The organism is Myxococcus sp. CA023, assembly GCF_010998615.1.
GTDB lineage: Bacteria > Myxococcota > Myxococcia > Myxococcales > Myxococcaceae > Myxococcus.
Window position 1 is genome coordinate 25,684 of the sequence record NZ_JAAEAH010000006.1, and the last position, 25,654, is coordinate 51,337.

Annotated in this window: 20 protein-coding genes; 11 read left to right on the plus strand and 9 right to left on the minus strand. The window is 66.7% G+C overall.

Annotation, left to right across the window (positions count from 1 at the left end):
• Nucleotides 1–80: 80 nt before the first annotated feature.
• Nucleotides 81–1,181 (minus strand): tetratricopeptide repeat protein, encoded by a 1,101-nt coding sequence (locus F8M74_RS03440; protein WP_141255876.1) that lies wholly within the window; start codon nucleotides 1,179–1,181, stop codon nucleotides 81–83.
• Nucleotides 1,182–1,378: 197 nt separating this feature from the next.
• Here F8M74_RS03440 and xth point away from each other — a divergent pair, with 197 nt between their 5' ends.
• From xth to F8M74_RS03475, 7 genes are all read left to right on the plus strand, one after another.
• Nucleotides 1,379–2,149, plus strand: coding sequence for an exodeoxyribonuclease III (gene xth / locus F8M74_RS03445; protein WP_141255878.1), 771 nt, complete (start codon nucleotides 1,379–1,381; stop codon nucleotides 2,147–2,149).
• Nucleotides 2,150–2,248: 99 nt separating this feature from the next.
• The gene (locus F8M74_RS03450; RefSeq protein WP_011555148.1) at nucleotides 2,249–2,449 is read left to right on the plus strand and encodes a hypothetical protein; all 201 of its coding nucleotides are present in this window, start codon (nucleotides 2,249–2,251) and stop codon (nucleotides 2,447–2,449) included.
• A 370-nt stretch (nucleotides 2,450–2,819) separates the two neighbouring features.
• Nucleotides 2,820–3,200, plus strand: coding sequence for a hypothetical protein (locus F8M74_RS03455; RefSeq protein ID WP_228559898.1), 381 nt, complete (start codon nucleotides 2,820–2,822; stop codon nucleotides 3,198–3,200).
• 421 nt (nucleotides 3,201–3,621) lie between these two features.
• Nucleotides 3,622–5,697, plus strand: a complete 2,076-nt coding sequence (locus tag F8M74_RS03460; RefSeq protein ID WP_228559900.1) for a hypothetical protein — start codon at nucleotides 3,622–3,624, stop codon at nucleotides 5,695–5,697.
• A gap of 81 nt (nucleotides 5,698–5,778) precedes the next feature.
• Nucleotides 5,779–7,476: an MBL fold metallo-hydrolase gene (locus F8M74_RS03465; RefSeq protein WP_141255882.1), complete on the plus strand. Its 1,698-nt coding sequence runs from the start codon at nucleotides 5,779–5,781 to the stop codon at nucleotides 7,474–7,476.
• Nucleotides 7,476–8,897, plus strand: a complete 1,422-nt coding sequence (locus F8M74_RS03470) for an HEXXH motif-containing putative peptide modification protein (RefSeq protein ID WP_141255884.1) — start codon at nucleotides 7,476–7,478, stop codon at nucleotides 8,895–8,897. Before F8M74_RS03465 ends, F8M74_RS03470 begins: the two co-directional genes overlap by 1 nt.
• The gene (locus F8M74_RS03475) at nucleotides 8,894–10,399 is read left to right on the plus strand and encodes a radical SAM protein (protein WP_141255886.1); all 1,506 of its coding nucleotides are present in this window, start codon (nucleotides 8,894–8,896) and stop codon (nucleotides 10,397–10,399) included. The genes F8M74_RS03470 and F8M74_RS03475 overlap by 4 nt, the downstream gene beginning before the upstream one ends.
• 27 nt (nucleotides 10,400–10,426) lie before the next feature.
• Here the strand turns inward: F8M74_RS03475 and F8M74_RS03480 are convergent, their stop codons facing one another.
• The 3 genes from F8M74_RS03480 to F8M74_RS03490 form a co-directional block, all read right to left on the minus strand.
• Nucleotides 10,427–11,227: a glycosyltransferase family 9 protein gene (locus tag F8M74_RS03480; RefSeq protein ID WP_228559902.1), complete on the minus strand. Its 801-nt coding sequence runs from the start codon at nucleotides 11,225–11,227 to the stop codon at nucleotides 10,427–10,429.
• A gap of 250 nt (nucleotides 11,228–11,477) precedes the next feature.
• Nucleotides 11,478–11,684: a hypothetical protein gene (locus F8M74_RS03485; RefSeq protein WP_216619702.1), complete on the minus strand. Its 207-nt coding sequence runs from the start codon at nucleotides 11,682–11,684 to the stop codon at nucleotides 11,478–11,480.
• A 374-nt stretch (nucleotides 11,685–12,058) separates the two neighbouring features.
• A complete protein-coding gene (locus F8M74_RS03490; protein WP_216619703.1) occupies nucleotides 12,059–12,259 on the minus strand; it encodes a hypothetical protein in 201 nt (66 codons plus the stop codon).
• Nucleotides 12,260–12,534: 275 nt separating this feature from the next.
• On the opposite strand from F8M74_RS03490, the gene F8M74_RS03495 reads away from it, so the two are divergent.
• Entirely contained in the window at nucleotides 12,535–14,958 is a 2,424-nt protein-coding gene (locus F8M74_RS03495) for an ABC transporter permease (RefSeq protein ID WP_141255891.1), read from the plus strand.
• A gap of 4 nt (nucleotides 14,959–14,962) precedes the next feature.
• Here F8M74_RS03495 and F8M74_RS03500 read toward each other — a convergent pair whose 3' ends face one another.
• Nucleotides 14,963–16,720, minus strand: coding sequence for an ABC transporter ATP-binding protein (locus tag F8M74_RS03500; protein ID WP_141255893.1), 1,758 nt, complete (start codon nucleotides 16,718–16,720; stop codon nucleotides 14,963–14,965).
• A gap of 104 nt (nucleotides 16,721–16,824) precedes the next feature.
• Nucleotides 16,825–18,045, minus strand: a complete 1,221-nt coding sequence (locus F8M74_RS03505; RefSeq protein WP_141255900.1) for a M20/M25/M40 family metallo-hydrolase — start codon at nucleotides 18,043–18,045, stop codon at nucleotides 16,825–16,827.
• A gap of 286 nt (nucleotides 18,046–18,331) precedes the next feature.
• On the opposite strand from F8M74_RS03505, the gene F8M74_RS03510 reads away from it, so the two are divergent.
• Nucleotides 18,332–19,948: a GMC family oxidoreductase gene (locus F8M74_RS03510; protein WP_163884326.1), complete on the plus strand. Its 1,617-nt coding sequence runs from the start codon at nucleotides 18,332–18,334 to the stop codon at nucleotides 19,946–19,948.
• A gap of 2 nt (nucleotides 19,949–19,950) precedes the next feature.
• On the opposite strand, the gene F8M74_RS03515 is transcribed toward F8M74_RS03510, so the two are convergent.
• A complete protein-coding gene (locus F8M74_RS03515; protein WP_141255897.1) occupies nucleotides 19,951–20,466 on the minus strand; it encodes an OmpA family protein in 516 nt (171 codons plus the stop codon).
• 246 nt (nucleotides 20,467–20,712) lie between these two features.
• On the opposite strand from F8M74_RS03515, the gene dgt reads away from it, so the two are divergent.
• Complete coding sequence (gene dgt / locus F8M74_RS03520) at nucleotides 20,713–22,131, plus strand: dGTP triphosphohydrolase (RefSeq protein ID WP_141257529.1); 1,419 nt, start codon at nucleotides 20,713–20,715, stop codon at nucleotides 22,129–22,131.
• A gap of 171 nt (nucleotides 22,132–22,302) precedes the next feature.
• Here dgt and F8M74_RS03525 read toward each other — a convergent pair whose 3' ends face one another.
• Nucleotides 22,303–23,268, minus strand: a complete 966-nt coding sequence (locus F8M74_RS03525) for an IS630 family transposase (protein ID WP_141257527.1) — start codon at nucleotides 23,266–23,268, stop codon at nucleotides 22,303–22,305.
• Between the two features lie 46 nt (nucleotides 23,269–23,314).
• Here F8M74_RS03525 and F8M74_RS38395 point away from each other — a divergent pair, with 46 nt between their 5' ends.
• Entirely contained in the window at nucleotides 23,315–23,695 is a 381-nt protein-coding gene (locus tag F8M74_RS38395) for a LexA family transcriptional regulator (RefSeq protein WP_228559905.1), read from the plus strand.
• A gap of 42 nt (nucleotides 23,696–23,737) precedes the next feature.
• Here F8M74_RS38395 and F8M74_RS03535 read toward each other — a convergent pair whose 3' ends face one another.
• Nucleotides 23,738–24,004: a hypothetical protein gene (locus tag F8M74_RS03535; RefSeq protein WP_141257526.1), complete on the minus strand. Its 267-nt coding sequence runs from the start codon at nucleotides 24,002–24,004 to the stop codon at nucleotides 23,738–23,740.
• Nucleotides 24,005–25,654: the final 1,650 nt, after the last annotated feature.

The window sequence follows — 25,654 nt, forward strand, 5'->3', positions numbered from 1 at the left end:
TCCGCAGGTTAGACCGGGGGACACCGAACGGGAACCGCTCTGGAGGCTCGCCCGGCGCAGGGCCTCCAGGCAGGAAGGCGCTACCGGGAAGCAGGCGCCTCACCCTGGATGGGTCGCTGCTGCCCATGCTCCCTCCGGGCGCCTGCCATGTCCGCGTGGGCCGTGCGGCGCATCCGGTCAGCGTTGACGTGGGCCTGGACGTAGCGCGGTGACAGGTGCATGGCGGCGGCATAGGCCGCCCGGGCGACCTCCACCTGTCCGAGCCGCTCGTAGGCCACGCCCAGGTTGTTGTGCACATAAGCCACGTGCGGGAGCAGCTCCGCCGCCCGGACGAGCACGTCCGCGGCCTTCTGGGCCTCTCCGGCACGCAGGTAGGTGAGGCCCAGGTTGTTGAGGGCATAGCCGTGCTCGGGGTGGAGGTGGACCGCCTGCTCGAAACGCAGCATCGCTTTCGCCAGCTCACCCTGCGCCAGGTGCGCGCGCCCGAGCACCTGATAGGCCTCCACGTACTCGGGATTGCGCAGCACGGCTTCCTCGCCCACGGAAACCGCTTCGGCATGGTGGCCCAGGGACACCAGCAGCCGCGCCTGACGCACCAAGGGGCGGGCATCCAGGGGAAGCAGGCGGCCGAGCTGGGCATGGGCACGCACGGCCAGGTCCGTCCGGCCCGTGAGCCCGGCGAGCTCCGCCGCCAGCGCCAAGGCGGCCACGTCGTCGGGGGCGTCATGAATCGCACGGCGGCACTCGGTGAGCGCGCCGGCGAGGTCGTCCCAGTCGCGCAACAGGTGGGCCCGGCTCAAGTGGTCCACGCGCCGTCCATGTCTGTGTGGCAACGCGAGCTCGGCGTCCGGCGCGATGTTCGAACCTTCCGACACGCCTCCGGACGCGTCGCCGACGTGCGCGATGCCGATGTCTCTACGAGGCGCGGGCTGCTCGAAAGCCGGCGGAAACGCGGCGGCGTCACCCCGAGGACTGGCTGCATCCGGTGCCGTGGCGTCCGCGTTGGACGTGGACTGCTCCTCCGCGGCCAGCCACGCGCGCAGCGCCCGGGGCAGCGGCGCATCCGCCCACGCCAGGGCCAGCCCGAGCACCACGAGGCTTGCCAGCACCAGCGCGCGCCGCACGGAGGTCGGCGGGCGGAATCTGGTGTGGGACGTGGGCTTCGTGTGGTTGCGGCGCATGGCGGCGACCTCGACTGCTGGCGGGGCTCCCGGGACGGGGACTCCGGGGCGCCGTGTGCCGGCCTCCCACCCTGCGTCATTGCGACTGGCGTGCCACGCATGCTCCCAGAGGGACGGAGGGGGCTGTGTGGCCCTGTGGCCACAGGGCCGGGGAAAAGCATGGCGGGGGGCGCGGGCGGCATGCGACGGTCCGCGCGATGAAGATCGCCACCTGGAACGTGAACTCGGTGCGGGCCCGTCAGGAACGGCTGCTCGCCTGGTTGAAGAAGGCCCAGCCGGATGTCCTCTGCCTGCAGGAGCTCAAGTGCGTGGACGACGACTTCCCCATGGAGGCCGTGCGGGAGTTGGGCTACCACGCATCCGTCCACGGGCAGAAGACGTACAACGGCGTCGCCATCCTCGCGAAGGAGGAGCCGAAGGACGTCGTGAAGGGCCTGTCCGACGGCGTGGATGATTCGCATGCGCGCCTCATCGCGGCGACCGTGGGCGGCATCCGCGTGGTGAGCGCGTACGCGCCCAATGGCCAGTCGGTGGACTCGCCGCAGTACCAGTACAAACTGGAGTGGTACGGCCGGCTGAGGCGCTACCTGGACACACGGCACAAGCCCGACGAGCCCCTGGTGCTGGGCGGGGACTGGAACGTGGCGCCCGAGGACATCGACACCTATGACCCGAAGTTGTGGGAAGGCCAGACGCTCTTCACGCTGAAGGAGCGGGATGCCCTCCAGCGCCTGGGCGCCTTCGGGCTTTCGGATGCCTTCCGCAGGCTGCACCCTGGCGTTCAGAAGTTCACCTGGTGGGATTACCGCATGCTCGGCTTCCCGAAGAACCTGGGCCTGCGCATCGACCACCTCTACGTGACGGCGCCCGTGGCCGAGCGACTGACGGTCGTGGACGTGGACCGCGAGGAGCGCAAGGGCAAGCAGCCCTCGGACCACGCTCCCGTGTGGCTCGAGCTGCGCGACTGAGGCGGCATTCGCGAGCGGCCATGTCATCGCTTGCATGGCCGCTCTCCATGAGCACCTGGCTCGCGGTGGGATTCGTGCGATGCTCCAGGGCTGAAGGCCATGACGACGCCCCCGCCCGAATCGCTGCCGTTTCCCGACAGCCTTTGCCACCGCTGCGCCGCGCCACCTCGCTACGTCCAGTCGAGGACCACGACCTTCATCCTCTGCCCGCTGCTGCCTCAGAAGTACCCTCCGCAGCCGGTCCGTGCGTGTGCGCTCTTCAAGCCGAAGCCGCCGGAGACGCCCCCGGTGTCCCGCTGAGGTCGGTCTCGATATTCCAGGAATCCTTGGCCCGTCCTGAATGCCAGGCACCCCGACTTCCGGCAGGGTAGATTCCGCGCTGCGTCCGAGGAGAAAAACCGGAGTGCGCCACCCGAGGGGACCGATGCGACGTTGTTATCGCCGCACCCGCGTCCCGCCATCACCGACGTGACGGAGGGCGCGCTGTTCGCCGGGCGCTATGTCCTCGAGGAGTTGGCCGGGCGCGGTGGAATGCGAGCACTCGGGCGGCGCGGCTGGTCCTGGCGCTCTGTGAAGGCCTGGCGGCGGCGCATTCCGCGGGCGTCGTGCACCGGGACTAGGCATGGCGGTCCTCATCCTCCGCATGCGGGGCGCGGCCTGGAGGGGCGACATGGACGACGTCCGCCAGTGCCGGGACGCGTTGAACGAAGACCCGAGCCACATGGCCTCCTACGTAGCCACCTACTGCTCGGCGGCGCTGGGCGAGGTGTCGGAGGAGGCCGCGATGGCCACCCTGGACGGCATGCTCACCCGGCAGCAGGTGAACTCGCGCTTCGCGTCGATGGTGTGTCAGTTCGCGGCGGAGTTGATGTGCATCCGGGGCGCGCCCGCCGAGGCGCTGCGTTATCTCCAGCAGGCGGCGAACCTGGCGCTCATCGACCTGGAGTGGATGGACCGCTGCCCGGCGCTGACACCCCTGCGCGCGCAGCCCGGCTTCGCGGAGGCGCGGCGCAAGGTGCGCTCCCGCGTGGAAGCCATCTGGTCCGCATGAAGCGCTCCTCGGCGCCTGTCAGCGCATCCCCCTGACGGCGGGAGCTGGACGTAAGGCGCGGGGATACCCGCTTCGCCAGCTGAGGCATGCGGCCGTGCTTGCACTCCACCAGGAACCCGTGGGGCGACTCCTCGGACAATTCGTGCAACAGCAGCCAGAAGCTCCCGCGCGCAACACCCGCATCGGCTTCATGTTGGCGGACACGGAGTCCCGCGGGGTGCCCGGTGCGTGTCTCGCGCCGGGGCTTCGGGCTTCGCTGCCGAGTGGAGGATGGGGCGCCGCGAGAGTATCAGTTCGCCAATTTTACACGGAGTGGGGGTCTAAATTGATTTCAGCAATTTACATGGAGAGGTGATTGACCCTGAGCTTCGCGCTCGGGCACGCTTTGCGTCCATTCGCCAGCGTCGCTCGGAGGAAGCCCGTGTCTGTTCAGATTCCAGGAGAGCCGATCCGGCCCACGGCAGAGATGCTGGATGGCGCGATTGGCGCGGCGGTTGCCGCACTGGAGCAGCTTCCCGTCGCTGAGATGCTGGCTTCCACGGGAGCGGGCGTTCATTCGGTGGACTCGCCGGCGGCGGCAACGCTGGTCCTCCTCGCGTTGGCCGAGAGTGAGGGGGCTGGGCATGCGCATGGGGCGTCCTGCGTGCGGCGGCTGCTCTCCAGTCGCGCGTCGACCGGCTTCTGGCGTTTCTCCCCTGATTCGGAACGGTCGGAAGCGGGGGAGTCGGCCCGCGCGCTGGTTGCGTTGAGGCAATGGAACATCCCGCTGGACCCACCCCCGGCGCTCGCTGCGCTCCTGTCGCGCGACGCAGCGCAGACATCGTCCGAGTCAGGGACGGCGGCCATCGAGGGCGTTCCTCATGAAGCGGACGTCGCCACGACCGCGGACCTCCTGCTCCTGGCGGCGCACGAAGGGCGGTCGCTACCGGGCCGCGCCGCGCTTGTTTCCGAGAGGGTTCGAACCCAGGGGCTTCTGGGCTGCGCACGCGGTGAGCCCGCGGTTTCGCCTTTCCTGCTGGGCTACCTGCTGACGCGCTGGGTTCGTCACGTGGGTGACCACTGGCAGCTCGCGGTCCCCCTTCGGGCAGAACTCATTTCGCTCTGGGAGAAGGGGGAGGTGCGCGGCGCGGTGAATGTCGCCCTCGCGATGAGTGCCCTGATGAACCTGGGGCGCCCCACGGACGTCAACCTCTTCGAGCGGACGTTGGATTCCATGGCGTCCCTGCTGCTGAGCGGGCAGAGCGAGGAGGGACTCTGGCCCGTGGCGCCGCTATACGAGGCCAGGGACGTCGTCTACGGCTCGCTCGAGGCATCGGCGGCGCTGTGTATCGAAGCGCTCGTCCGGTACGTCCGAATCGCGCGCATCGCGGCGGACCGGACCGACAACTTCCTCCCGGGGGCGCTCCCGCCTCGGTCGGGCGCCTGGAAGGAGACGTTGGCGGCTTTCGACAATGATTATCCGCCCGCACTGTTTTCTCCCGAGTCGCGAGCCCGACTGCTCGCGCTGGGTGAATGGCTGCCCGCGGCGCTGGAGGGCGATGGGGGCTTCGAGGTCCGGCTGCTGGAGGGGACGCCTCGGGTGGACTTCATCCTGGGAATCAAACACGACGGTCAGGCGCTGCTTGCTGGCAGGCATCCTCACTCAGAACTCCCAGCGCCCTTGTTCGCTGCTCCCGAGTGGCAGCGCATTCGCGACTTCGCGCGAGGGTGGGCTGAGCCGGGCGGGCTGCTCGACCGGGAAGTCGACGCGTTCTGGTTGGAGTTCGACCTGGATGCGCCAGTCGCCTCGCCTCCGCTGCCCATCGTGTTCCTCTGCACACGGGACCAGCCTGTCGCCGTCAACGAAGCGCTCCACCGGCAGAAGTCGGATACCTACCGCGCGACGCTCCACGCGGGGCTTCCGCTCTTGCGTGGGGATGAGGCACCGCTCACGCCAGAGCTTCAGCGGGGAATGGATGTCTGCATCGAGGCGCTGCCTCCCGGTGCACACCTCTATGCGGCCTGCGTGATGATGTCGCGGCGCAGCAAGAACCTGCGCTTCACGCTCAAGAACGTGCCTCCCGAGCGCGTGGTGGCGTACCTGGAATCCGTGGCGTGGCCAGGAGACTTCCAGCAACTGCGGGACACTCTCGCGTGGGTCCTCCCACTTGGCGTCAATCGCTTCATGCTCAACCTGGACCTGGCGCCGCAGCTGCTGCCGACGCTGGGGCTTGAATGCTCATTCCAGGGACGTGCGCAGCCCGCCGAGGAGCCCCGGTGGCAACGCCTGCTCGACGAACTCGTGACGCGGGGACTCTGCGCACCCTCACGGCGTGACGCGCTGCTGGCGTGGCCGGGGCGCACGCAGGTCAATCTGCCCGCTGGCTCGGCCACGCGAGAGAGTGTCTTCGATAAGCGGCTCGCGCACGTCAAGCTGGGCTTGACGGGGGGCCCGGTGATTGAGGCCAAGGCCTATCTGGCCACACACCGTACGTCCGAGCTGCTCCGGCCGCGCTGAGTCGTCATCCCCGTGGTCTGGATTGACGCTCGGGGATACGAATTGATACGTTGAATTCTGAATATTCATAATGGGCAGGCTGTGCAGACTTTCATCGAGCACCTGGGCCACACCTCTTTTGTCATTCAGCGCGGTCCTCTGAGGGTTCTCATCGACCCGGTGCTGGTGCTGCGGGAGCTGGAGTTTCGGCAGCCTGCATGTCCCGCGTGGTTTTTCGATGACCTGTCATCGGTGGACGCGGTCTTCTTCTCCCACGCGCACGACGACCATCTCCATCCACCCAGCCTGTTGGGGCTTCGCGAAGACGTCGCCCTCTACTTCCTCGACAGGCCGAAGCCGGGCGCGGCGCCCGAGTCGAGCGCTCGCGCGATTCTCACGGCGCTGGGCTTTCGCAATCTCCATCCCTTCCAGGAGGGGGATGTCGTCGAGCTGGCCCAGGACCTGCGCATCCACATCCTGCCCGCGCAGTGTTCGGGGGAGGGCGAGGAGCAATGTGCCCTGCTGGTGGAGACGCCGGATGTGCTGGCGCTGGACGCGGTGGATGTGACGGATTCACCCCGGACGCGCGAAGCGCTGGAGGCCTTCCGGGGCCGGGTTGATGTCGCCTTCGTTCCCACGGGGGCCTCGGTCCAGTGGCAGGGCTTCTGGAATCAGATGGACTCCGTGGGAGCGCTCGCGTTCTGCGACTGGTTGAAGCCAGCGCGTATCGCGACCTGTGGGGGCACGCTGTCCATGGCGGGGCGGCCGCGGGAAGACCGCCTGGAGCGCTACCCGGTTGACCGGGCGCATTGGATGGCCGCCGCGGTCACGCGCGCTCATGACTCGGCGCTCGTGCCCTGGAAGCCCCCGTATCGGCTTGTCTACGGCGAGCACGTCCTGGAGCGCTGCGCGCTGCTGCAGCCCGGCCGTCGTTTCGAACCGGCGCGGGGGCAGCGGCGTCCTCAGGCCCTGTTGACGACCTTCTTCACGGGATATCACCCGAGCAAACCCATTCAGCGTTGGGGCTGGGGAGACAACAACGACCTCGCGCGCTGGCTGGAGCCGTTCGAGGGCATCCGGGAAGTGGTGCGCGCATCCACCCGCGACCTGCGCTACTTGCTGGAGCGGTGCCAGGTGTCCGTCAACAAGACCCCCGCGGCGGTCCTGGCGCCCCGGACGCTCCGCTGCCTCGTGGAGGGCAAGGCCTTCGAGCTCGCGGCGAGGCTGGTCTCGCTCCTCCCGTCGAAGGTCTCGGAGCCCTCAGACATGGATGCTGGCTACTTCGCCGCTGTCGAGGCCGCGCTCTTGTGTGAGCCGGCGCTCGAAGAGCCGCTGCGGGAGGACCTGGCGGCCTGTCTGTGGATGGACCGGGGCCTGTTCCACATTCAGTGCATGTCACGCCGGATGAAGGAACTGGCCCGCCGTGACGAGCGCACCGAGGCGCTTCGCGCGAGCCACCTGTCGGTCCTGCGTGACAGCCTCCTCCAGCGCCGCCCGGTGTTGGGGCCCTACCACCTGCGAGTCACGCGAGACCTGGCGCGGCTGCTGGACGCGCGCCCGCTGTCGCCGGAGACGTCCGAGGTCCTGTGTTACGCGAGCCCGGCGGGCATCCGCTATCAGCCGCTGTCGACGCTCGAGGCGCTCCTGCTGGACCAATGTGACGGACGCACGGTCGCCGAGATGGTCGGCGACGTGAGCGCGGCCCTCTCCCTGCCTCACGACGACGTCCGGTCGGCCATCTTCACGTTCTTGTCCCATCTGACGCACGAGTCGCCGTTGGTGCTCGACTGGAGTCACTGATGCAATTCCAAGATGCATTCACGTTCCCGACGCCGTTGTCCCCCGAGACGGAAGCCTCGGCGCGTGAGCTGTTGCGTGCGCAGCAGATGGGGCAGCTCGATTTGCTCATGGGCTGGGTCCAGCAGCCGGAGCGGCTCGGGAAGTTGGGGGGATGTGCCGCGGAGCTCCAGTCCCTCCTCTCCGAGGCGTTCGAGCTCGTCGAGCGCGCGCCGACGCTGGCGCGTGAGTTCCTGGAGCACTGGAGCACGACGGTGCTGCTCGGCCGCTTGCTGGGGCCCGCCGTCGTCGGGCCTGACTTGATTCAATGCCTGATGGGCAACCTCGCGTCCCTGCTCATCGTCCAGCGGCTGCGGGGAGAGGTCACCCACGGCGAAGCCTTCTTCGTGACGCCGCGGACCCTCTACTGCCTGCCTCGGGGGGAGCGGCTCGACGTGCGCGGCCCCGGCGAGGGGCGCGTCGTTTGGCACTTCTCTGGCGCGGAGTGCCTGCTCTCCGCCGAGGGGCACGCCGGCCCCGGGCTGCGCATCCCGCTGCCGCTTACGGGCGATGCGCCCGTGAGCATCCAGCCGCTGCCCTGGTCCGAGACCTGGAACGTTCCGGTGCTGGACGACAGCGAGATGCTCGGCATCACCGGCCGGCGCGAGCAAGCGGGCATCCCGGACGATGGGAGCACGGGCACCTGGCGGCCCATGCCCCTGCTGCGAAGCACGGAGGAAGCCTTCCACATCCTGAGGGAGCTGTGGCCCGAAGTGCTCGACTGGGCCCGCGTGTTGCTCCCCGCGCTCGTCGACATGGGCGGCCCGGAGAACCGGAGCGTGCGTTGCTCGTCCTCGTATGGGGCTGGCACGCCTGTCTTTCTCACGCGCGTGGCCAACGGCCTGGAGCATGCGGAGGACCTGGTCCACGAGCTGCAACACGAGCGCATGTATCTGCTGCTCGACTCGCGCGCATTCGGACGGTGGGACGACTCACGTCCCGATTTCGTCTCCGCCTACCGCACCGACCCTCGCCCCCTGCGTGGCGTGCATCTGGGCCTGCACTCCTTCCTGGCGGTGAACCGGCTCCGGCTGCTGGCGCTGGACAGGCCCGAGTTCAAGCAGCGGGAGTGGCGCTTCCAACTGCTCAAGTCACACCGCTGCAACCTGCTCTCCTTCCGGACCCTCCTGGACTTCGAGCGTCCCACGCCCGAAGGGCGCGTGCTCCTCGCGCAGATGGCCCAGGCCCTGAGTGAGCAGCACCCGCTCATCGAGCGTGTCGCGGATGCGGACATGGACCAGGCCTTCGATGCCTGGATGAAGCAGCACTTCTCGCGGGTGGCCGCCAGCGGCCCCGTGGTGAATGACGCCGAGACATACATGGACTGGCGCGAGTCGGCAGTGCTCGCGGCCCGCTATTCCCAGCACGCCGGAGGTGCCGCATGAGGGTCCCAGGGTTGCGTTATCGCGACGAGTGGCTGCCCAACTTCTTCCCCGCGAAGCAGGTGGGCCCGGACCACTTCGTGCGGCTGTCCCGGACGGGCGCCATGCAACTGCTGTCCGGCGCGGAGAATGCCCAGCTCGATGAAATCTCCATGGATGAGGCCCTGTTCGAGCGGCTCGAGCAGACCAGCCATCTCATCACCGCGCAGAACTCCTCGCGCGTACTGGAGGACCTCAAGCGCTGGCATGACCGGACCTACGCGGGGCCGGGGCTCCATATCGTCGTGCTGTCCAAGCGGTGCAACCTCAACTGCACCTACTGCCACATGAACCCGGAGAACATCTCCGCGGACTCCAAGCGCTTCGACATGCAGCCCGATGTCGCGGATGCCATCATCCGCTTCGCGCTCGGTTCTCCGGCCCCCTTCCTGGGTTTCGAGTTCCAGGGCGGCGAGCCCTTCTTGAACTTCGAGGGCATGAAGTACTTCGTCGCGGAGGCCCGCAGGCAGAACGAGGCCGTGGGCAAGCGGCTCCGCTTCTCCGTGGTGAGCAACCTCATGGTCGCCACCGACGAGCACATCGCGTACTGCAAGGAGAACCGCATCAACGTGTCGTATTCGTTGAACGGTCCCGAGGACATTCACGACTCATTCCGAGTCACGCGGAGCGGGGCGGGCAGCTTCGGCAAGGTCATGGAGCGGCTGACCCACTTCCGCGACCGATTCCCCGGGGTGCTCAGCGCGTCGCCCCTGTGCGTGGTGGGGGCCTCCAACGCCAAGGAGCTGAAGCGCACCATCGACTTCTATCATGCGCAGGGCTTCAAGGACCTCGCCATCCTGAAGCTCAAGGCCCTGGGCAACGCTCGCAAGGAGAAGCTGCCCTTCGACATCCAGGACTTCCTCCACTACTACCTGGACGCGCTCGATTACATCTACGAGAAGAACCGCCAGGAGAACGAGAACTACTCCGAGCGCGTGGTCCGGGTCGTCCTGGCCAAGATTCTCCAGCCGACGGATACGGGCTTCGTGGACTGGCGCAACCCGGTCGGGGACTTCGGTTCGGCCATCACCTATGACCATGACGGCGAAATCCTGCCGTCGGACGAAGCCCGTTCGATGCGCTCCGAGTTCGGCTTGGGCAACGTGAAGGGGACGACCTATGACGCGCTCATCCGCAACAAGGCCACGTTCCGGTCCATGAACCTGTCGCTGCGGGATCGTGACCCGCAGTGCCGCGAGTGCGCCTTCAATCCCTACTGCGGCGTGCTGCCGGTGCTCGACTATGCCCGGACCGGGGACGCGACGCCGCGCCCCCATGCTTCCGAGGAATGCCTGCAGACGTTGGCGGTCGTGGAGTGGGTCCTGCGCAAGCTGGTGGAGGATCCCATCCCCCTGTTGCGGATGATGCCTGGAATGGACGCCGCCCTGGTGGAGATGGCCAACGGTCTGCCGGCAGAGGCTTCTTCGCAGGCCATGCCGCCGATGCTGAGCGTGCAGAGCGGCTGAGGCCGCCGGGGCAGGCGCCCTCGCCGCTCAGGCGGGGCGCAGCCGCCCGGCGGCGAGGTCCGTGAGCGCGCCGAGGACTTCTTCCTCGGTGATGTCGTCCATGCTCCCGTTCCCGGTGGGCTCGCGGAAGGCCGGAGTGAAACGAAAGCCCCATTGCTGGGGGGAGGTCGTTCCGAACAGGCCCACCGAAGGGAGCCGGAAGAAGTCCGCCGCATGCAGCATGCAGGAGTCGATGCCGAGGAAGCCATCACAGGCGCCGAGCAGCGCCATGGCGACATCGAGTGGGGCGCCTGGGACGGACAGCACGCGGCCCTCATGGACCATGGGCGCCAGCTCCGTGGCGCTGTAGTCCACGTTGAGCACGAGCCATTCGGGATGGGCTGTCAGGAAGGCATCCAGCACCGCACGGTAGCGGGCGACGGGCCACTGTTTCCGGGCGCCGGTCTCCGTATGGAGCGCGAGCACCTTGGCCCCATCGGGGACGCTGTCACGAAAGTTCCTGGCGGCCTCGGTGGCCTCGGCCGTCAGCACGGGAGCCTGGGCGAAGTCCTCCAGCCGCAGGGTGGGATCCACCTGCTGGGCCAGCGAGAAGAGCCGGTCCGCGGAATGCTGGGATTCTTCACTCCGGACCCACTGCTTGTAACGGCGATACAGGCCGACCGTCTCGGTGGCCGCCGGAAACCCCTCGAGCAGCTCGGAGACACCCGTCGCGTGCCAGGTGTTGAAACAGACAAACAAGTCGCAGGCTCCCACCGCCTGCCGGAGCGTCTCGGCGTCGATGCTCCGCTCCGTGCCCTGCGTGGTCGCGCGGACCTCGTGAATCTTCATGAGCCCGAGCTCTTGATAGAAGAACAGGCTTGAATCACCTGGCGCACCCACCAGTCTGATTCGACCCGGGTACAGCTGACTCAGGGCTCGCAGGGCGGGAAGGGCGAGGAGCCGGTCCCCAATCCCATTCAGGTGAAATACGACGGGGGCTTGGGCAGAACGAAGTTCTTGCTGCATGGAGGGGCAATCCTTGCGTCAAGACAACCTGCTCCCAGGTGCCCCTGGATGGGCACCGGGGAGCAGGAACCTGCTAGAACCAGCCGTCAGACGTGTGGCTGGTGTGATCCTGCGGCTCCTGGTCCTTGACGGGGCCGCCGACCGCGCGCGCGGTGATCTGGGCGAAATCGCCACGACCCAGGATCATGCTCAGCTGGCCGCGGAGCGCGTCCACCTTCGCGGGATCCAGCTGCTTGAACGTCACCACCTCGGGCTTCAGAACGATGTTGCTCTCAACCATGAGGAACTCCAGGAGAGGTGAATCAAACCACACGCGCGGCACGAGCTTGTCGCCGAACGTGCCGAGCCTGACACCCGTGGATGTCAGCGGCTCGGATCCCAAAGAGTACGGCGTCCCTCGAACGAATGTCCAGGCGTAGACGTGTTTTCGCTGAAACAACTGCTACACGTGAGATTCGGCGCGCTTGACCCGGGTACGGCTGACTCAGGGTTCGCGGGTCGGGGAGGGCGAGGAGCCGGTCTCCAATCCCATCCAGGTGAACACCACCGGGGCTCGGAGCGAGTGATGCTCCTGCGGCGGGAAGGGGGCAATCCTTGCGTCAAGACAACCTGCTCCCCGGTGCCCAGGGATGGGCGCCGGGGAGCAGAGACCTGCTAGAACCAGCCGTCAGACGTGTGGCTGGTGTGATCCTGCGGCTCCTTGACGACGACGGCGCCCGCGCGAGCGGAGAGCGTGGGGAACTCGCCACGACCCAGGATCATGCTCAGCTGGCCGCGGAGCGCGTCCACCTTCGCGGGATCCAGCTGCTTGAACGTCACCACCTCGGGCTTCAGAACGATGTTGCTCTCAACCATGAGGGACTCCAGGGGAGGTGAATCAAACCACACGCGCGGCACGAGATTGTCGCCGTACGTGCCGAGCCTGACGCCAGTTGATGCCTGTAGCTCGGATCTCCAAGAGTACGGCGTACCTCGAACGAATGTCCAGGCTTAGACATGTTTTTGATGAAATGTCTGCCAGTTGTGGAAATTCACGGACTTGGGTGTTCTCGCGCGCCGGGCCTGGGCCTTCGTGGTGACGCGCGTCGCCGAGGCACACGCCGCATGGCATGCTGTTGCGTGAGAGGGTCATGGATACAATTCGTCAGGACATCCGGTTTGGCGCCAGGCTGTTGCTCAAGAGCCCGACGTTCACCCTGGTCGCGATGTTGACGCTGGCACTGGGGATTGGCGCGAGCACGGCGATATTCAGCGTGGTCAACTCCATCTGGCTCCAGCCCATGCGTTTCCCGCATGAGGAGCGTCTGGTGATGGTGTGGGACTCGCTTCCCAAGGCGGGTGTCGAGCGGAGCGAGACGTCCCTGGCGACGCTGGCGGACTGGACCGCGCAGGCGGGGGGCTTCGAGCACGTGGCGGGGATTGTCCCGCGGAGCTTGAACCTGGGCGGCGCGCTGCAGCCGGAGCGGCTCCAGGCGTTTCGGGTGGGTGCCGCGATGTTCCCCGCGCTGGAGGCGAGGCCCTCGCTGGGCAGGGCGTTCTCCGCGGAAGAGGACCGCGTGGGTGGCGAGGCGGTGGTGGTGCTGTCGGACGGGTTGTGGCGGCGCCGGTTTGGTGGCGCGCCCTCCGTGCTGGGTGAGTCCGTGACGCTGGATGGTGCGCCCTACACGGTCGTGGGCGTGATGCCGAAGAGCTTCGACTTCCCGCCTGGCGCCGAAGCCTGGGTGCCGCTCGCGCCGACGCAGGCGGAGCTGGATGCGCGCGGGGACCGGAAGGTTCGGGTGGTGGGCCGCCTCAAGCCTGGCTTCTCCGTGGCGATGGCGGAGGACGCCCTGCGGGTCCTCGCGGGGCAACTGGCGGAGCGGTACCCCGACACGGATTCGGAGCGCACCGTGCGGCTGACGTCCGTGCGCGAGGCCTACCTGGGGCCCTTGAGGCCGCTGCTCATCACCCTGGCGGGCGCGGTGGGCTTCGTGTTGCTCATCGGGTGCGCGAACGTCGCGAGCCTGCTGCTGGCGCGCGCGGCGGCCCGGCGGCGGGAGTTGGCCATTCGTGGGGCGCTGGGGGCGAGCCCGACGCGCCTGATGGTCCAGGCCCTGACCGAGAGCGTCCTGCTGTCGCTCCTGGGCGGGGGCTTGGGAATCCTGGGCGCGCTGTGGGGCACGCACATGATTGCCACCATGCTGCCGCCCGGATTGGCGGAGCGCCTGCCCGGGTGGCAATCCATCCAGGTGGATGGAGGGGCGCTGCTGTTCTGTGTCGGGCTGTCTGCCATTACCGGGGTGCTGTTTGGCCTGGCGCCCGCGTTCCAGATGTCGCGGCAGAACCCGCTGGAGGCGATGCGGGAGGGGGCGGGCGCCACGGCGGGGCGAAAGAGCATCCGCTCGGCCCTGGTGACGGCGGAGGTGGCCCTGGCCTTGATGCTGGTCGTCGGCGCGAGCCTGATGCTTCGAAGCCTCTACCAGCTCCAGGGGACCTCACCCGGCTTCGCCGCCGAACGCGTGTTCTACTTCGACGTCACGCTGCCGGAGACCAAGTACCCGACGGACGCCGAGCGGGTTCGCTTCTTCCATGCGCTGCAGGAGCGGTTGTCTTCCATGCCGGGAGCCCAGGCTGTCTCGGCGGCCAGCCTGCCGCCCATCAGCCGTCGCAGTCAGAGCTCGAACATCTATCTGGAGGGGCAGCCGAAGCCGCTGCCCGGGCAGTTGCCCGAGGCCAGTCAGCGCGTCATCTCCCCGGGCTATTTCCGGACCATGGGCATCCCCTTGCACGAGGGGCGCGATTTCAATGCGTTGGACGTGGAGGATGCGCCCCGGGTCGCGATGATCAACTCAGCCCTGGCGCGGCGCTTCTGGCCCGGGGAGTCGCCACTGGGCAAGCGCTTCTTCACGGGAGGCACCGAGCCATGGGAGGTCATCGGCGTGGTGGGTGACGTCCGGACGCTGTGGCGCGGGCAGGTGCGTTCATCCGTGCCGGAGTTCTACCTGCCGCTGGCGCAGGCTCCGCGTGACGCGATGGTGATGATGGTGACTGTGGGAGGGACGGGGGCGGCGGCGTCGTCGCTGGCGCTGTCCTTGCGTGAGGGAATGGCGTCGTTGGACCCCGAGCAACCACCGCCGTCGCCGCGGCCTTTGGAGGAGCTCATCGCGGAGTCGTTCGGCTCCAGGCACCTGCTGGCCGCGCTGCTGGGGTTCTTCGCGTGTGTGGCGCTGCTGCTGGCCGCCGGGGGCGTCTACGGCATCATGGCCTACTCCGTCACCCAGCGGCGGACGGAGATTGGCGTGCGCATGGCGCTGGGCGCGCGGGAAGGGAGCATCTTCTGGTTGATATTGAGCCAGGCGCTGCGGCTCGCCGGGCTGGGGGTCCTCATCGGCTCCGTGCTGGCGCTGGTCCTGGCGCGTGGCCTGTCGAAGCTGCTCTTCGAGGTCAGCCCCGCGGACCCGCTCATCTTCGTCGGGACGGCTTTCGTGCTGCTCGTCGTGGCGCTGGTGGCGGGCTACGTGCCCGCCTGGCGCGCCGCGCGCGTCCCGCCCAGCATGGCCATGCGCGAGGAGTGAGGGCTCAGGCGGCGATGAACTGCCGTTCCACGAGGCGCTTGTAGAGGCCGTCCTGGGTGATGAGCGCCTCGTGGTTTCCGTGCTGGACGACGCGGCCCTGGTCCAGCACGAAGATGCGGTCGACGCCCGCCACGGTGGACAAGCGGTGGGCGATGATGAGGGTGGTGCGTCCCACCATGAGCCGGTCCAGCGCCTCCTTGACCAGGTGCTCGCTTTCAGAGTCCAGCGCGCTGGTGGCTTCGTCCAGGATGAGCAGTCGCGGATCCTTGAGGACCGCACGGGCAATGGCGACGCGCTGCTTCTGCCCTCCCGAGAGCTGGATGCCCCGCTCGCCGACGCGCGTGCGGTAGCCTTCTGGAAACCGGCTCACGAAGTCGTGGGCATTGGCGATGCGGGCCGCGGCTTCCACTTCCGCATCGGTGGCGTCGGTGCGTCCGTAGCGGATGTTGTCGGCGATGCTGCCTGAGAAGAGCGTGGGCTCCTGCGACACGATGCCAATGTTCTGACGGAGCCAGCGGACGTCGAGCGTTCGCAGGTTCGTCCCATCGACGAGGATGGCCCCCTGGTCCGGATCGTAGAAGCGCATCAACAGCGAGGCGACGGTCGACTTGCCCGCGCCCGAGTGTCCCACCAGCGCCACGACTTCACCGGGGGCGACGTCCAGGTCCAGGCCTTGGAGGACGGGCACGTCTCGGCGCGTGGGGTAGCTGAAGCTGACGTCGCGGAAGCGCAGGTGGCCTTCCATGTTCGCGGGCCGCTCGCCGCCGTTGACGGAGATGGCGGGCGTACGGTCGATGAGCTCGAAGACGCGCTCGGTGGCGCCTCCGGCCTTCATGAACTCCGCCCACAGCTCGCTCAGGGCGCCGACGGCCATGACGACCATCAGCGTGTACATCAGGAAGGAGGTCAGTCCACCCACCGTGATGTCGCCCGAAACGACCATGTGCGTGCCGTACCAGAAGACGAGCAGGGTCGAAGCCAGGCCGGTGAAGCCCGTTCCTCCCATGAAGAAGCCCGAGGAGACGATTCTCGTGCGCGCCAGCGCCAGGGCCTTGCCGATGGCACGGCCATAGCTCCGGCGCTCCGCGTCTTCGGCGACGAAGGCCTGGACGGTCTGAATGCCATAGAGTGACTCGGCGGCGACTTCATTGGCTTCGGCCACCGCGGCCTGGGCGTCTCGCGCGAGCTGCCGGGCTTTGCGGCCGTAGAACAGCGCCCCCAGCGTCACGGGGGGGACGACCGCCAGCATGACGAGCGTCAACCGGGGCGAGGTGTAGAGCAGCAGCGCCAGCCCTCCAATCAACGTGGTCGCGTTGCGGAGCATGATGGCGATGTGCGTACTGACGGCACCCTGGATGAGGGCGGTGTCCGTGGACAGCCGGCTGGTGAGGCCGCCAGTGCGGTGCTGGTCGAAGAACGCGATCTCCTGCTCCAGCAAGCTGCGATACAGCCGCTCCCGCAGGTTGCTGACAATGCGCTCACCCGCGATGTTGAAGAAGGCGAAGCGCAGCCCGATGGCCACCGACTGGATGAAACACACCCCCAGCATCCACAGGGTGGTGTCGTTCACCATATCGAGCGTGGCGGTGGTCAAGGCTTCGTCGAGAATGACCCGAATGGCCTGAGGGAAGAGCAGGCCTCCCGCGCTCCCGATGAAGAGGAAGCACGTGCCGAGCAAGAGCAGCCTCCACTCGGGACGAGCCAGTGCGAGGACGCGACGAAGGGATGCGTGGCTCAGTGGCGGATTCTGAATCAAGCCCATTTCACGCAGGCTAGTCCAGATGCCGCCAAAGTTGTAATCCCGACAAAACTTGTGATGCAGGGGCCCGGCGCATGTCTCGCGCCGGGGCCCCTGGGCTTCAGGGCCTACTGCGCGGTGCCCTTGGCCAGCTCGGCGACATAGGCGGCGGCAATCTTGGAGAACTTGAGCGCGTGCGCGGCGCTGCTGTCGGAGTTCGCCAGGGTGTCCCTGGGGGTGTGGATGTTGGGGTTCTTCTGGACGACGGTCCCCTCGAAGGGGATGGAGGCCGCGAAGCCCTGGTTGTGCCAGGAGGCGTGGTCCGAGCACCCGTAGCCGCAGGTCGTATTGGTGAACGGCACGCCGACGTACGTCGTTATCAGGTCGCGGATGAACTGGTTCTGGGCGACGTTCGTGTTGTCGGTGACGATGCCCACATCCGATGTGGCGTTGGGGTGCTTGTAGTTCGTCATGTCGAGCTGCATCACCCCCACGACGTTGATGTTGTTGCTCTTGTGGGAGATGGCGATCTCCCGCGAGCCGCGCAGACCCGTCTCCTCCGCGGCGTAGGCCATGAACTTCACCGTCCGCTGGGGGCGGTAGTTGCGAGCCATGGCGGCGCGGATGACTTCGGTGAACGTCGCGATGCCGGACGCGTCGTCATCGGCGCCGGGCGCGGTGCTGGTGGAGCTGATGGAGTCCAGGTGGCCGCCCACCACGACGACCTCGCCAGGCAGTTCGGTGCCGGGGATGGTGAGGATGACCGAGGGCTGTCGCCAGCCCGTGTGGGGGTAGTACGCCACGGTGACGTCCGTGCGCCCCGCGCCGGTGACGTAGCCCTGCCACTTCGCCAGGAGCATGGCCGCGGCGTCCACGCCCCCTTGCGAGCTCTGGCTGCGCGTGGGGAAGGCGGACAGGTCGGCGATGGTGGTGCGGATGTTCGCGGCAGAGAGCTCACCCACTAGCGTGTTCGCGGTCGCGGCGTTGGTGAGGGTGTAGCTGACGGCCTTCTGGGTCGCATTGGGGACTACGGGCGCCAGGGACGCCAGTGCTTCCTCCTTCGTCTCGTAGGTGATGAAGCCCGCGCACCGGTCGAACTTCTCGTGCATCATCAGCGCCAGCCGCGACAGCTGAGACTCCTTCAGCTGGAACACGCCCGCGTGCTCCTGCTGCTTGAGGGCGGTGGGCACGTTCCAACCTTCGGCCGCGAAGGTCTCCTGCATGGGCGTGATGGCATCCGTGCCAATCGCAATCCAGACAGTCTTGTCAGCTGGCTTGGCCTTGATCGGCTCGGCAAGGGCCAGCGGGGCATTCAGCAGCAACAGCGCGACCGGCATCCAGGTCTTCATTCGCATTGCTCCTCCAGGGAGACGGCGTTGCGTCGCAGCTCGGGGGACGGGCTGCGGGGAGGAGCCTCTGCTTTTCGAGAAATAAAGGCTTTCTGATAGCTGGCCGGAGTGTGAAAAAGAAGACATGCCCACAGTGAATATGGGCTGGGCGGGCAGGCGCTTTGTTCCCCGCACCGCCTGAATCTCCGTGCCGGGCTGATGCATCCCTTTGTCGTAGAGTGGCGCCGCCGGCATGCGCTGGTGCGTGACCTGTGTGGCGTGGTGCCCGTCGGGAGGCAGGATGGCCATGGACTGCGACTGGCTCATCATCGGCTCGGGGTTCGGTGGCAGCGTCAGCGCGCTTCGGCTGACCGAGAAGGGCTACCGCGTCATGCTCCTGGAGAAGGGGCGGCGCTTGCGCGCCCCGGACTTCCCGAAGACGAACTGGGAACTGAAGCGCTGGCTCTGGATGCCCACGCTGGGGTGGCGGGGCCTGTTCGAGATGACGTTCTTCCGCCACGTCACCGTCCTGTCGGGCGTGGGCGTGGGCGGCGGCTCGCTCGTGTACGCCAACACGCTCCCCATCCCCCGGGACGACTTCTTCCAGGCCTCCTCGTGGGGCCACCTCGCCGCGTGGAAGGAGGAACTGGCGCCGCACTACACCACCGCACGGAGGATGCTGGGCGCCACGCCGAATCCACTGCGCACCGTGCCAGACCAGGTGCTCCAGGACGTGGGCACGGACCTGGGCCGCACCGACTTCCAGCCCACCACCGTGGCCGTGTACTTCGGCGAGCCGGGCGTCACCGTGAAGGACCCATACTTCAATGGGGAGGGACCGGACCGGACGGGCTGCAACGCGTGTGGCGGGTGCATGCTGGGGTGTCGTTTCGACGCCAAGAACACGCTCGACAAGAACTACCTCCACCTGGCGGAGCGGCGCGGCCTCACGCTGCACGCGGACACTGAAGTCACCTGGGTGCGACCGCTGCCAGACGGGGGCTACGAAGTCGAAGCGCTCCAAGGGGCGCGGCGCTTCTTCCGGAAGAAGGTGCGGTTCACCGCGAAGCACGTCGTCTTTGCGGGGGGCGTGCTGGGCACCCTGGACCTGCTGCTCAAGTTGAAGGCGAGCCCGGACGGACTGCCGCGCCTGTCGGACCGGCTGGGAGACGGCGTGCGCACCAACTCCGAGGCGCTCGTGGGTGTGGTGAGCGGCCGCAAGGGGCAGGATTTGTCACGGGGCATCGCCATCGGTTCCATCCTGCACACCGATGCCCAGTCCCACCTGGAGCCGGTGCGCTACTCCGCGGGCTCGGGCTTCTTCCGGTTGCTGATGGCGCCGCAGGTCTCCGGGGCCACGATGCTCCAGCGCTTCGCGCGGCTGGTGGGCCTGCTGGTCCGGCATCCGCTGCGCTTCCTCAAGGCGTGGTTCGTCCCCGACTTCGCGCGGCGGACGATGATTCTGCTCTACATGCGCACCCTGGAAGGGCACCTGCGCATGAAGCGCTCGCGGAGGCTGGGGCTGAGCACTGCGCTCCAGGAGGGCCCGGCGCCGAGCGCCAACATGCCGGAGGCGTTCGACCTGGCCCGGCGCGTGGCGGACAAGCTGGATGGCTATCCGATGACCATCGTCAGCGAGACCCTGCTGGGCATTCCGACGACGGCGCACATCCTGGGCGGCTGCTGCATGGGGGACTCGGCGGAGACGGGCGTCATCGACTCGCGGCACCGCGTGTTCGGCCATGAGGGGTTGTATGTGGTGGACGGCTCCGCCATCTCCGCCAATCCGGGCGTCAATCCGTCGCTCACGATTACGGCGCTGGCCGAGCGCGCGATGACCTTCATTCCCGCGGCCCGGACGGCGCCGCGGGACGAGGTGGCCGCACCCGCGGTGCCCGTGTCCTCGGGCGCCCGCGTGAGCTGAGGCTACAGGCGGACCTGGAGCTCGTAGCGGCGGTTCTTCGCCTTCTTGGCGGCGGTGTCGTCGGGCTTCACCAGCGGCTTCTCGGAGCCGTAGCCCACGGCGATGATTTCGCCACGGGGGATGCCGCGCGCGATGAGCTCCTTGACGATGGTCTCCGCGCGCTGCTCGCTGAGCTTCTTGTTCTTGGCCGCGTCACCGGTGGAGTCGGTGTGGCCGGAGACCTCGAACTTGTAGGTCTTCACGCCGGCGGCGACGAGCTGCTTCTTGGCGTCGACGAGCGCGTTGGTCAGCTTCTTGAGCTTGGCGTCGCAGCCGGCATCGAGCTGAGCGGTGCCTGTCTTGAAGCTGCACTGGTTCTGCCGGCCCTCGTCCATCAGCTTGGTGTTGACGCGCTTCTCCACGGCGGACTTGCCGGCATCGCCCGCGGCCTTGGTGAGGGCGCCGAACCCGCCCTGCGCGGAGGCCACGCCGGGAAGGGTGAGTAGCGACACGGTGATGCACAGGGCCTTGAGCTTCATACGTGAGGACGCCTCCGTTGGATGGGCGGTGTTCGCCTGGGGGAAGGCTGCCCGGGGGCCGCGCCTTCGTCCAGCGGCGCGGTGTCTCTTGGGAGGGGTGGCGGGGGCCCGTCCGCCCGGCCGGTAAAACTTGCCTCGGTGCGTGAGGGGAGCAGCATGTCACCCCGGGTCCCTTCGCACAGCGAGGCAGGCGTGAGCAGCAGCAGTCGAACGGAGCGTTGGCGGCGGCTTCTTTCAGGTTACCGGGTGGGCTCGGAGAAGAAGCCGGTGGAGGAGCCGGCGCCCGTCCTGAGTGACATGGACGCGCTGCTCCAGGACGAGCGGACCGACTACGACCGGGACTATGACCGCATCGTCTTCTCCGCGGAGTTCCGTTGCCTGCACGACAAGACGCAGGTGTTTCCGCTGTCCACGAGCGACTACACGCGCACGCGGCTGACCCACAGCATCGAGGCTTCCTGTGTCGGGCGCTCGCTGGGGAATCTGGCGGGACGGGGACTGCGGGCGCGCGACGTCATGGTGAATCCCTCGCACCTGGGCACCATCGTTGCGGCGGCGTGCCTGGCGCATGACATTGGCAATCCGCCCTTCGGCCACTCCGGCGAGGCGGCCATCCAGCATTGGGTGTCACAGCGGCTGGCGCGGCCCGGTGCCGAGGTGGACGGGCGGAAGAGCCCCTTCGAGAAGGTGGAGCAGTGGCAGGACCTGGAGGACTTCGAAGGTAACGCGCAGGGCTTCCGCATTCTCAACCGGCTCCAGTCGCGCGAGCGGCGGGGCGGCTTGCGCTACACCGCGGCGACGTTGGGTGCGATGAGCAAGTACCCGCGCGCGTCGGTGCTGCCGGGCGGGCGTGAGCGGGACAAGGCTCGCGTGTCGGAGAAGAAGTTCGGTTACTTCCAGGACGACGAGGCTCTGGCGCTGGAGGCGTACCGCGCTGTGGGCCTGGTGGAGCGGGAGACTGGGGTGTTCTCCCGGCATCCGCTGGCGTTCCTCGTCGAGGCGGCGGATGACATCTGCTACGCGGTCATCGACCTGGAGGACTCGGCGAAGCTGGGGCTGATTCCCATCAAGGATGCGTGTGAGCTGCTGGACGCGGTGCTGCCTCGTCCGGTGAAAGGGCCCGTGCGCCCGCCGCCGTCGCATCCGGAGACACGGCTGGCTCAGGCGCGTGCGCGGGCCATTGGCGAGCTCATCCAGGCCTCCGTGAAGGTGTTTCTGGAGAACGTGGAGGCGATGGAAGACGGGAAGTGGGAGACGCCGTTGGCCTCCGCGCGGGACGACGTGGCGAAGCCGCTGAAGGCCATCCGCAACCTCACGCGGCGCTACGGCTATGAAAGCGAGCGCGTGCTCCAGATTGAGAGCGCGGGTTTCAAGACGCTGGGCGGATTGCTGGACATGTTCGCGATGGCGGTCGTCACCGACACGCCGAACCGCGAGGAGAAGAAGCTGCGGCAATTGCTGCCACTGGACCTCTTCCAGCGTCCGGAGCACATCCGGGACACTGCGGAAGAGCCCGCGTCCCGGGACGAAGCCATCACCGAGGCGGTGGCTCGTCTGTCGAAGTACCAGCGCTTGCTGTGCGTGACGGACTACATCTCCGGCATGACGGACGGCTTCGCCGTGGAGCTGTTCCAACGGCTGTCAGGCATCAAGCTGCCGACGTAGTAGATGTGACGTGTATCAGCTTGGTCACGAAGGCTGCCTCAGGGCTGCTGCAGCCTGATGTACATGCTGCTGTGGCTTGCTCCTTTCCTGGCCGGCACTTTCCGATAGGGGCAGGGGTCTGCAGCTGGGGTCGGATTGGACTAAACGCCCGATCATGAATCTCGCACGCGCTCAGGCGGCGCGCCGCAGATGGACCTTGCGGAGGATAGGACTGGCACGCCGCTGGGCGTTGCGAGCGTGCAGGTAGGCATGGACGCGCCGCATGAGCTTCTGGAGGGTGCGGCAGCGATGGTTGCGAGTGACGTTGGCGTGGAGGTCCAGCCAGACGCGCTCAATGCGATTGGCGTCCGGGCAGTAAGTCGGCAGGAAGTGGAGGACAATCCGGCCACCGAGTTGCTTGAGCGCCTTTCTCGTCTTCTGGCTGCTGTGGATGGAGGCGTTGTCCAGGATGAGGTGGATTCGTGGGGCGCCAGGGTACTCACCGGTGATGCGCCAAAGCAGTTGGATGAAGAGTGGGCTGGCCTTCGACTTGCCTTCCATCCAGGTGAGGCGGCCCGTCTTCGAGTCCAGGGCGCCGGCCAGGTATCGCTTCTTGTTGTTGCCTGGCGTGAGCACCACCTGGCGCTGGCCGGGCAGGCACCAGTCACGTCCCACCTTCGGATTGAGATGGATGTCCACCTCGTCCACATGGAGGACCGGCTCGTTGGACCGGGCACATGCTTCCAGGCACCGCAACTCGAAGAGACTCCGGCGCCGCTTCCAGCCCGGCCAAGGGCAGCCCACCACGGGTTTGGCCACCTTCAGGCTCGCACCGAGGGTGGCAAGCGCACGGCCCATGGTGGCAACCGACACCCGCGCCAGGCCCCGGCGCTCCATCTCCAGCGCGAGCAACTCCCGTGTCCACGTCGGGCGGCACCAGCCCACCTCTTCGGGAGTACCCGCCAGCACGCGCGAGAGAATGGCGGGGAAGCGCTCATCCACCTTCACCTCGCCATTGGCCGCCCTGCGGTCCAACAGGGCTTTACGCCGTCCCGTCCGGTAGCGATTGACCGCGGAGACAACCGTAGAGGCGGCGCACGCCAGAGCGCGCGCTACCTGCCTGCACGATTCGCCGCACGACACTCCCACCACCGCCATGCACCGCCGCAGGGTGAGCGGGCAGCCGCTCCTTTCACTCCAGCGAATGAGAGAGCGGCGCTGCAGCCGTGAAAGACGGGGACTACCTTTGTCCCTGGGCGGGGCCTTTCTGATTCCTGGTCTTCTGCGCACACAGAGCCGAACGGGATGTGCCTCTGCCTCTTTCTGTCGCCCCGCGCGCCCGCCCGCTCACCAACCGCGTTCGAGAATCACGCGCGGTGGTTTAGCCTTCATCTACGCCTATACCAAGCTCAACCGGCGCCCTCCCGCGGTGGCCGACATGCAGCGCTACTTCGGCACCACTCCGCCCACCGTCTACCGAATGGTGCTTGAGCTTGAACGCCGAGGGCTCATCCGGCGCAGCGCCGGACAGGCCCGCAGCATCGAACTGCTCCTGGCTCCGGAACTTCTGCCCGCCCTGCACTGAGCAGTCCCAAAGCCAGCCGGTCAGAACCTCTGTGCTTAGGTACTAGGCCCCCATATTGGCACGCTGGGTGAGATTTGGTTCACCGGGATGTGGATCAGCGAGCACTTGCTGTTCTTTTACATCGGGGGTGGATTGGTTTTTGTTGTGATATGGCGGCGTTGTTGAGGCGTTTGAGTCGACGAGGCGCACGTCGAGGACGGGGTTGCGCGCTCGGAGTGACTTCTGAGAGGTTAGTGGTTCGGCGCATCCGTCCAGGTCCGTCCAGTCAGCGTTGGAGTTTTCAAATGATGCAGCGGTGTAATCCATCATCCGCTTGTTCGAGTCATCGGATCGTCGCCTCTTTGATTAGCGTGCGCTCATGGGCCGTCGTGGCGGCCGGGATGGTTTTGGGGGCGTGCTGGGAAGACAAGCGGGTGGAATCGGTGCAGCCCGCCTTGGTGCCGCCGATCACTGAGCATCGAAAGTTGCAGGTAGGGAGCGGCACCGGGAAGGTGGGCATGGATTGCTCCGCAGGAGGGGCTTCGGATTGCGAAACGAAGCTGTGTCTTCAGTCAACGAATGTGAAGACCCTGTCTGCGGGGCGTGCGGGGGGGTATGTCTGCAGCACGCCGTGTGCGACCCGAGCCCAGTGTCCAGAAGAATGGATCTGTGTCCAATTTTACCCTGGTGAAGGAGGTCGTGCCTGTGTGCCACCTCATGGCTGGGCGCCTCATGCTGCCAATTTTCAAGCGGGCACCCGCTGAGACAATTGTCATCTCTGGTTATTGGTGCCTTGACGTTTGATACATCGTCGCAAGGTAGGCGACGCCTCTTATTTGAGGTCTTTGTGAAAATTTATTGGTGGCTGTGCCGTAGATCAGGTCTTGGGCTGTTTTTTCTGTTGGTAGGGTTGTTTACTGTCCCCGCTGAGGCGCAAATTGACTATTGCATCCCTACAGGCGGCACCTGTGGTGATGGCATACCGGTCATGCATTTGTGGAACTGTCCCTGTGATGGCTCTGATTGCGCGAGGGTGTGCAGTAATAATCAGACAAACCCTGACGGGACATGCGTGAGCGCCATCACCTGCACGCCAGTAGGAACCTGTCAGCAGGTGGCGAACCAGTTCAAGAGAGGGAGTTGTCCGAACTGGCCCTGTCAGCCTGGGAATGGCTGTGTCTCTGATGGTTGTTCGGGGACTTGTGTTTTTGATCCGATGTATAGTGTATCGGATGAGGGAGTGCAGTCATCGGAGCCAAAGGTGTATTGCGATGTCTCGTCGTGTGCTCAGTCGGACTGTCGCGATTCGCACTGTATTTGCTCTTCATCGGGAACCCCACTCCCCGTAGCGGGCGATCCCGTGGACATGACGCGTGGTACCAGTGTGTTGTGGGCAAGTGACTTTGGTGATTCACGGGACAACATTTCGGTGGGATTCTCCCGGAGTTATGTGTCGGGCCAGGGGATCCCAAGCCTACCGGCAAACATTGAATCGCCCCAGGGGGGCGCGGGTGTCGTCCCTGTTGCCTACACGCAAGCGCCTAAACCGTTTGGCTCGGCACCGGCTAATTTGCGCACCGCACTATGGACGCACGGCCTTTGGAGCTATGTGCGTGAAGATTCGCACTATTACATTTTGAAACGCGGCAACGGGGCTGAGCTTCACTTCACTCCTTGCGAAAATGTACCGTGCTGGGCAGGAAAACGCTCGAGCGAATCTGCTGGCGATAAACTCCAGCGCACCGCACAGGGGTTTGTGTTGGTGACTTCGTCAGGTGAACGTCATATCTACGCTGCGCCTTGGGCCGAAGAAGATGCCCCGGTGACGCCAAGTCATTATTTTTTGTCTCGCATTGAGGCCTCGAGCGGGAAGGTGCTCGCCGACGTGACGTATGCGTTGCCGCCAGGGTTGTCCTGTGTTCAGGGGACGGTCGCTGGTAGCGAAGGTGTGCCATATCTGTCGCAAGTGACACTGCCCAA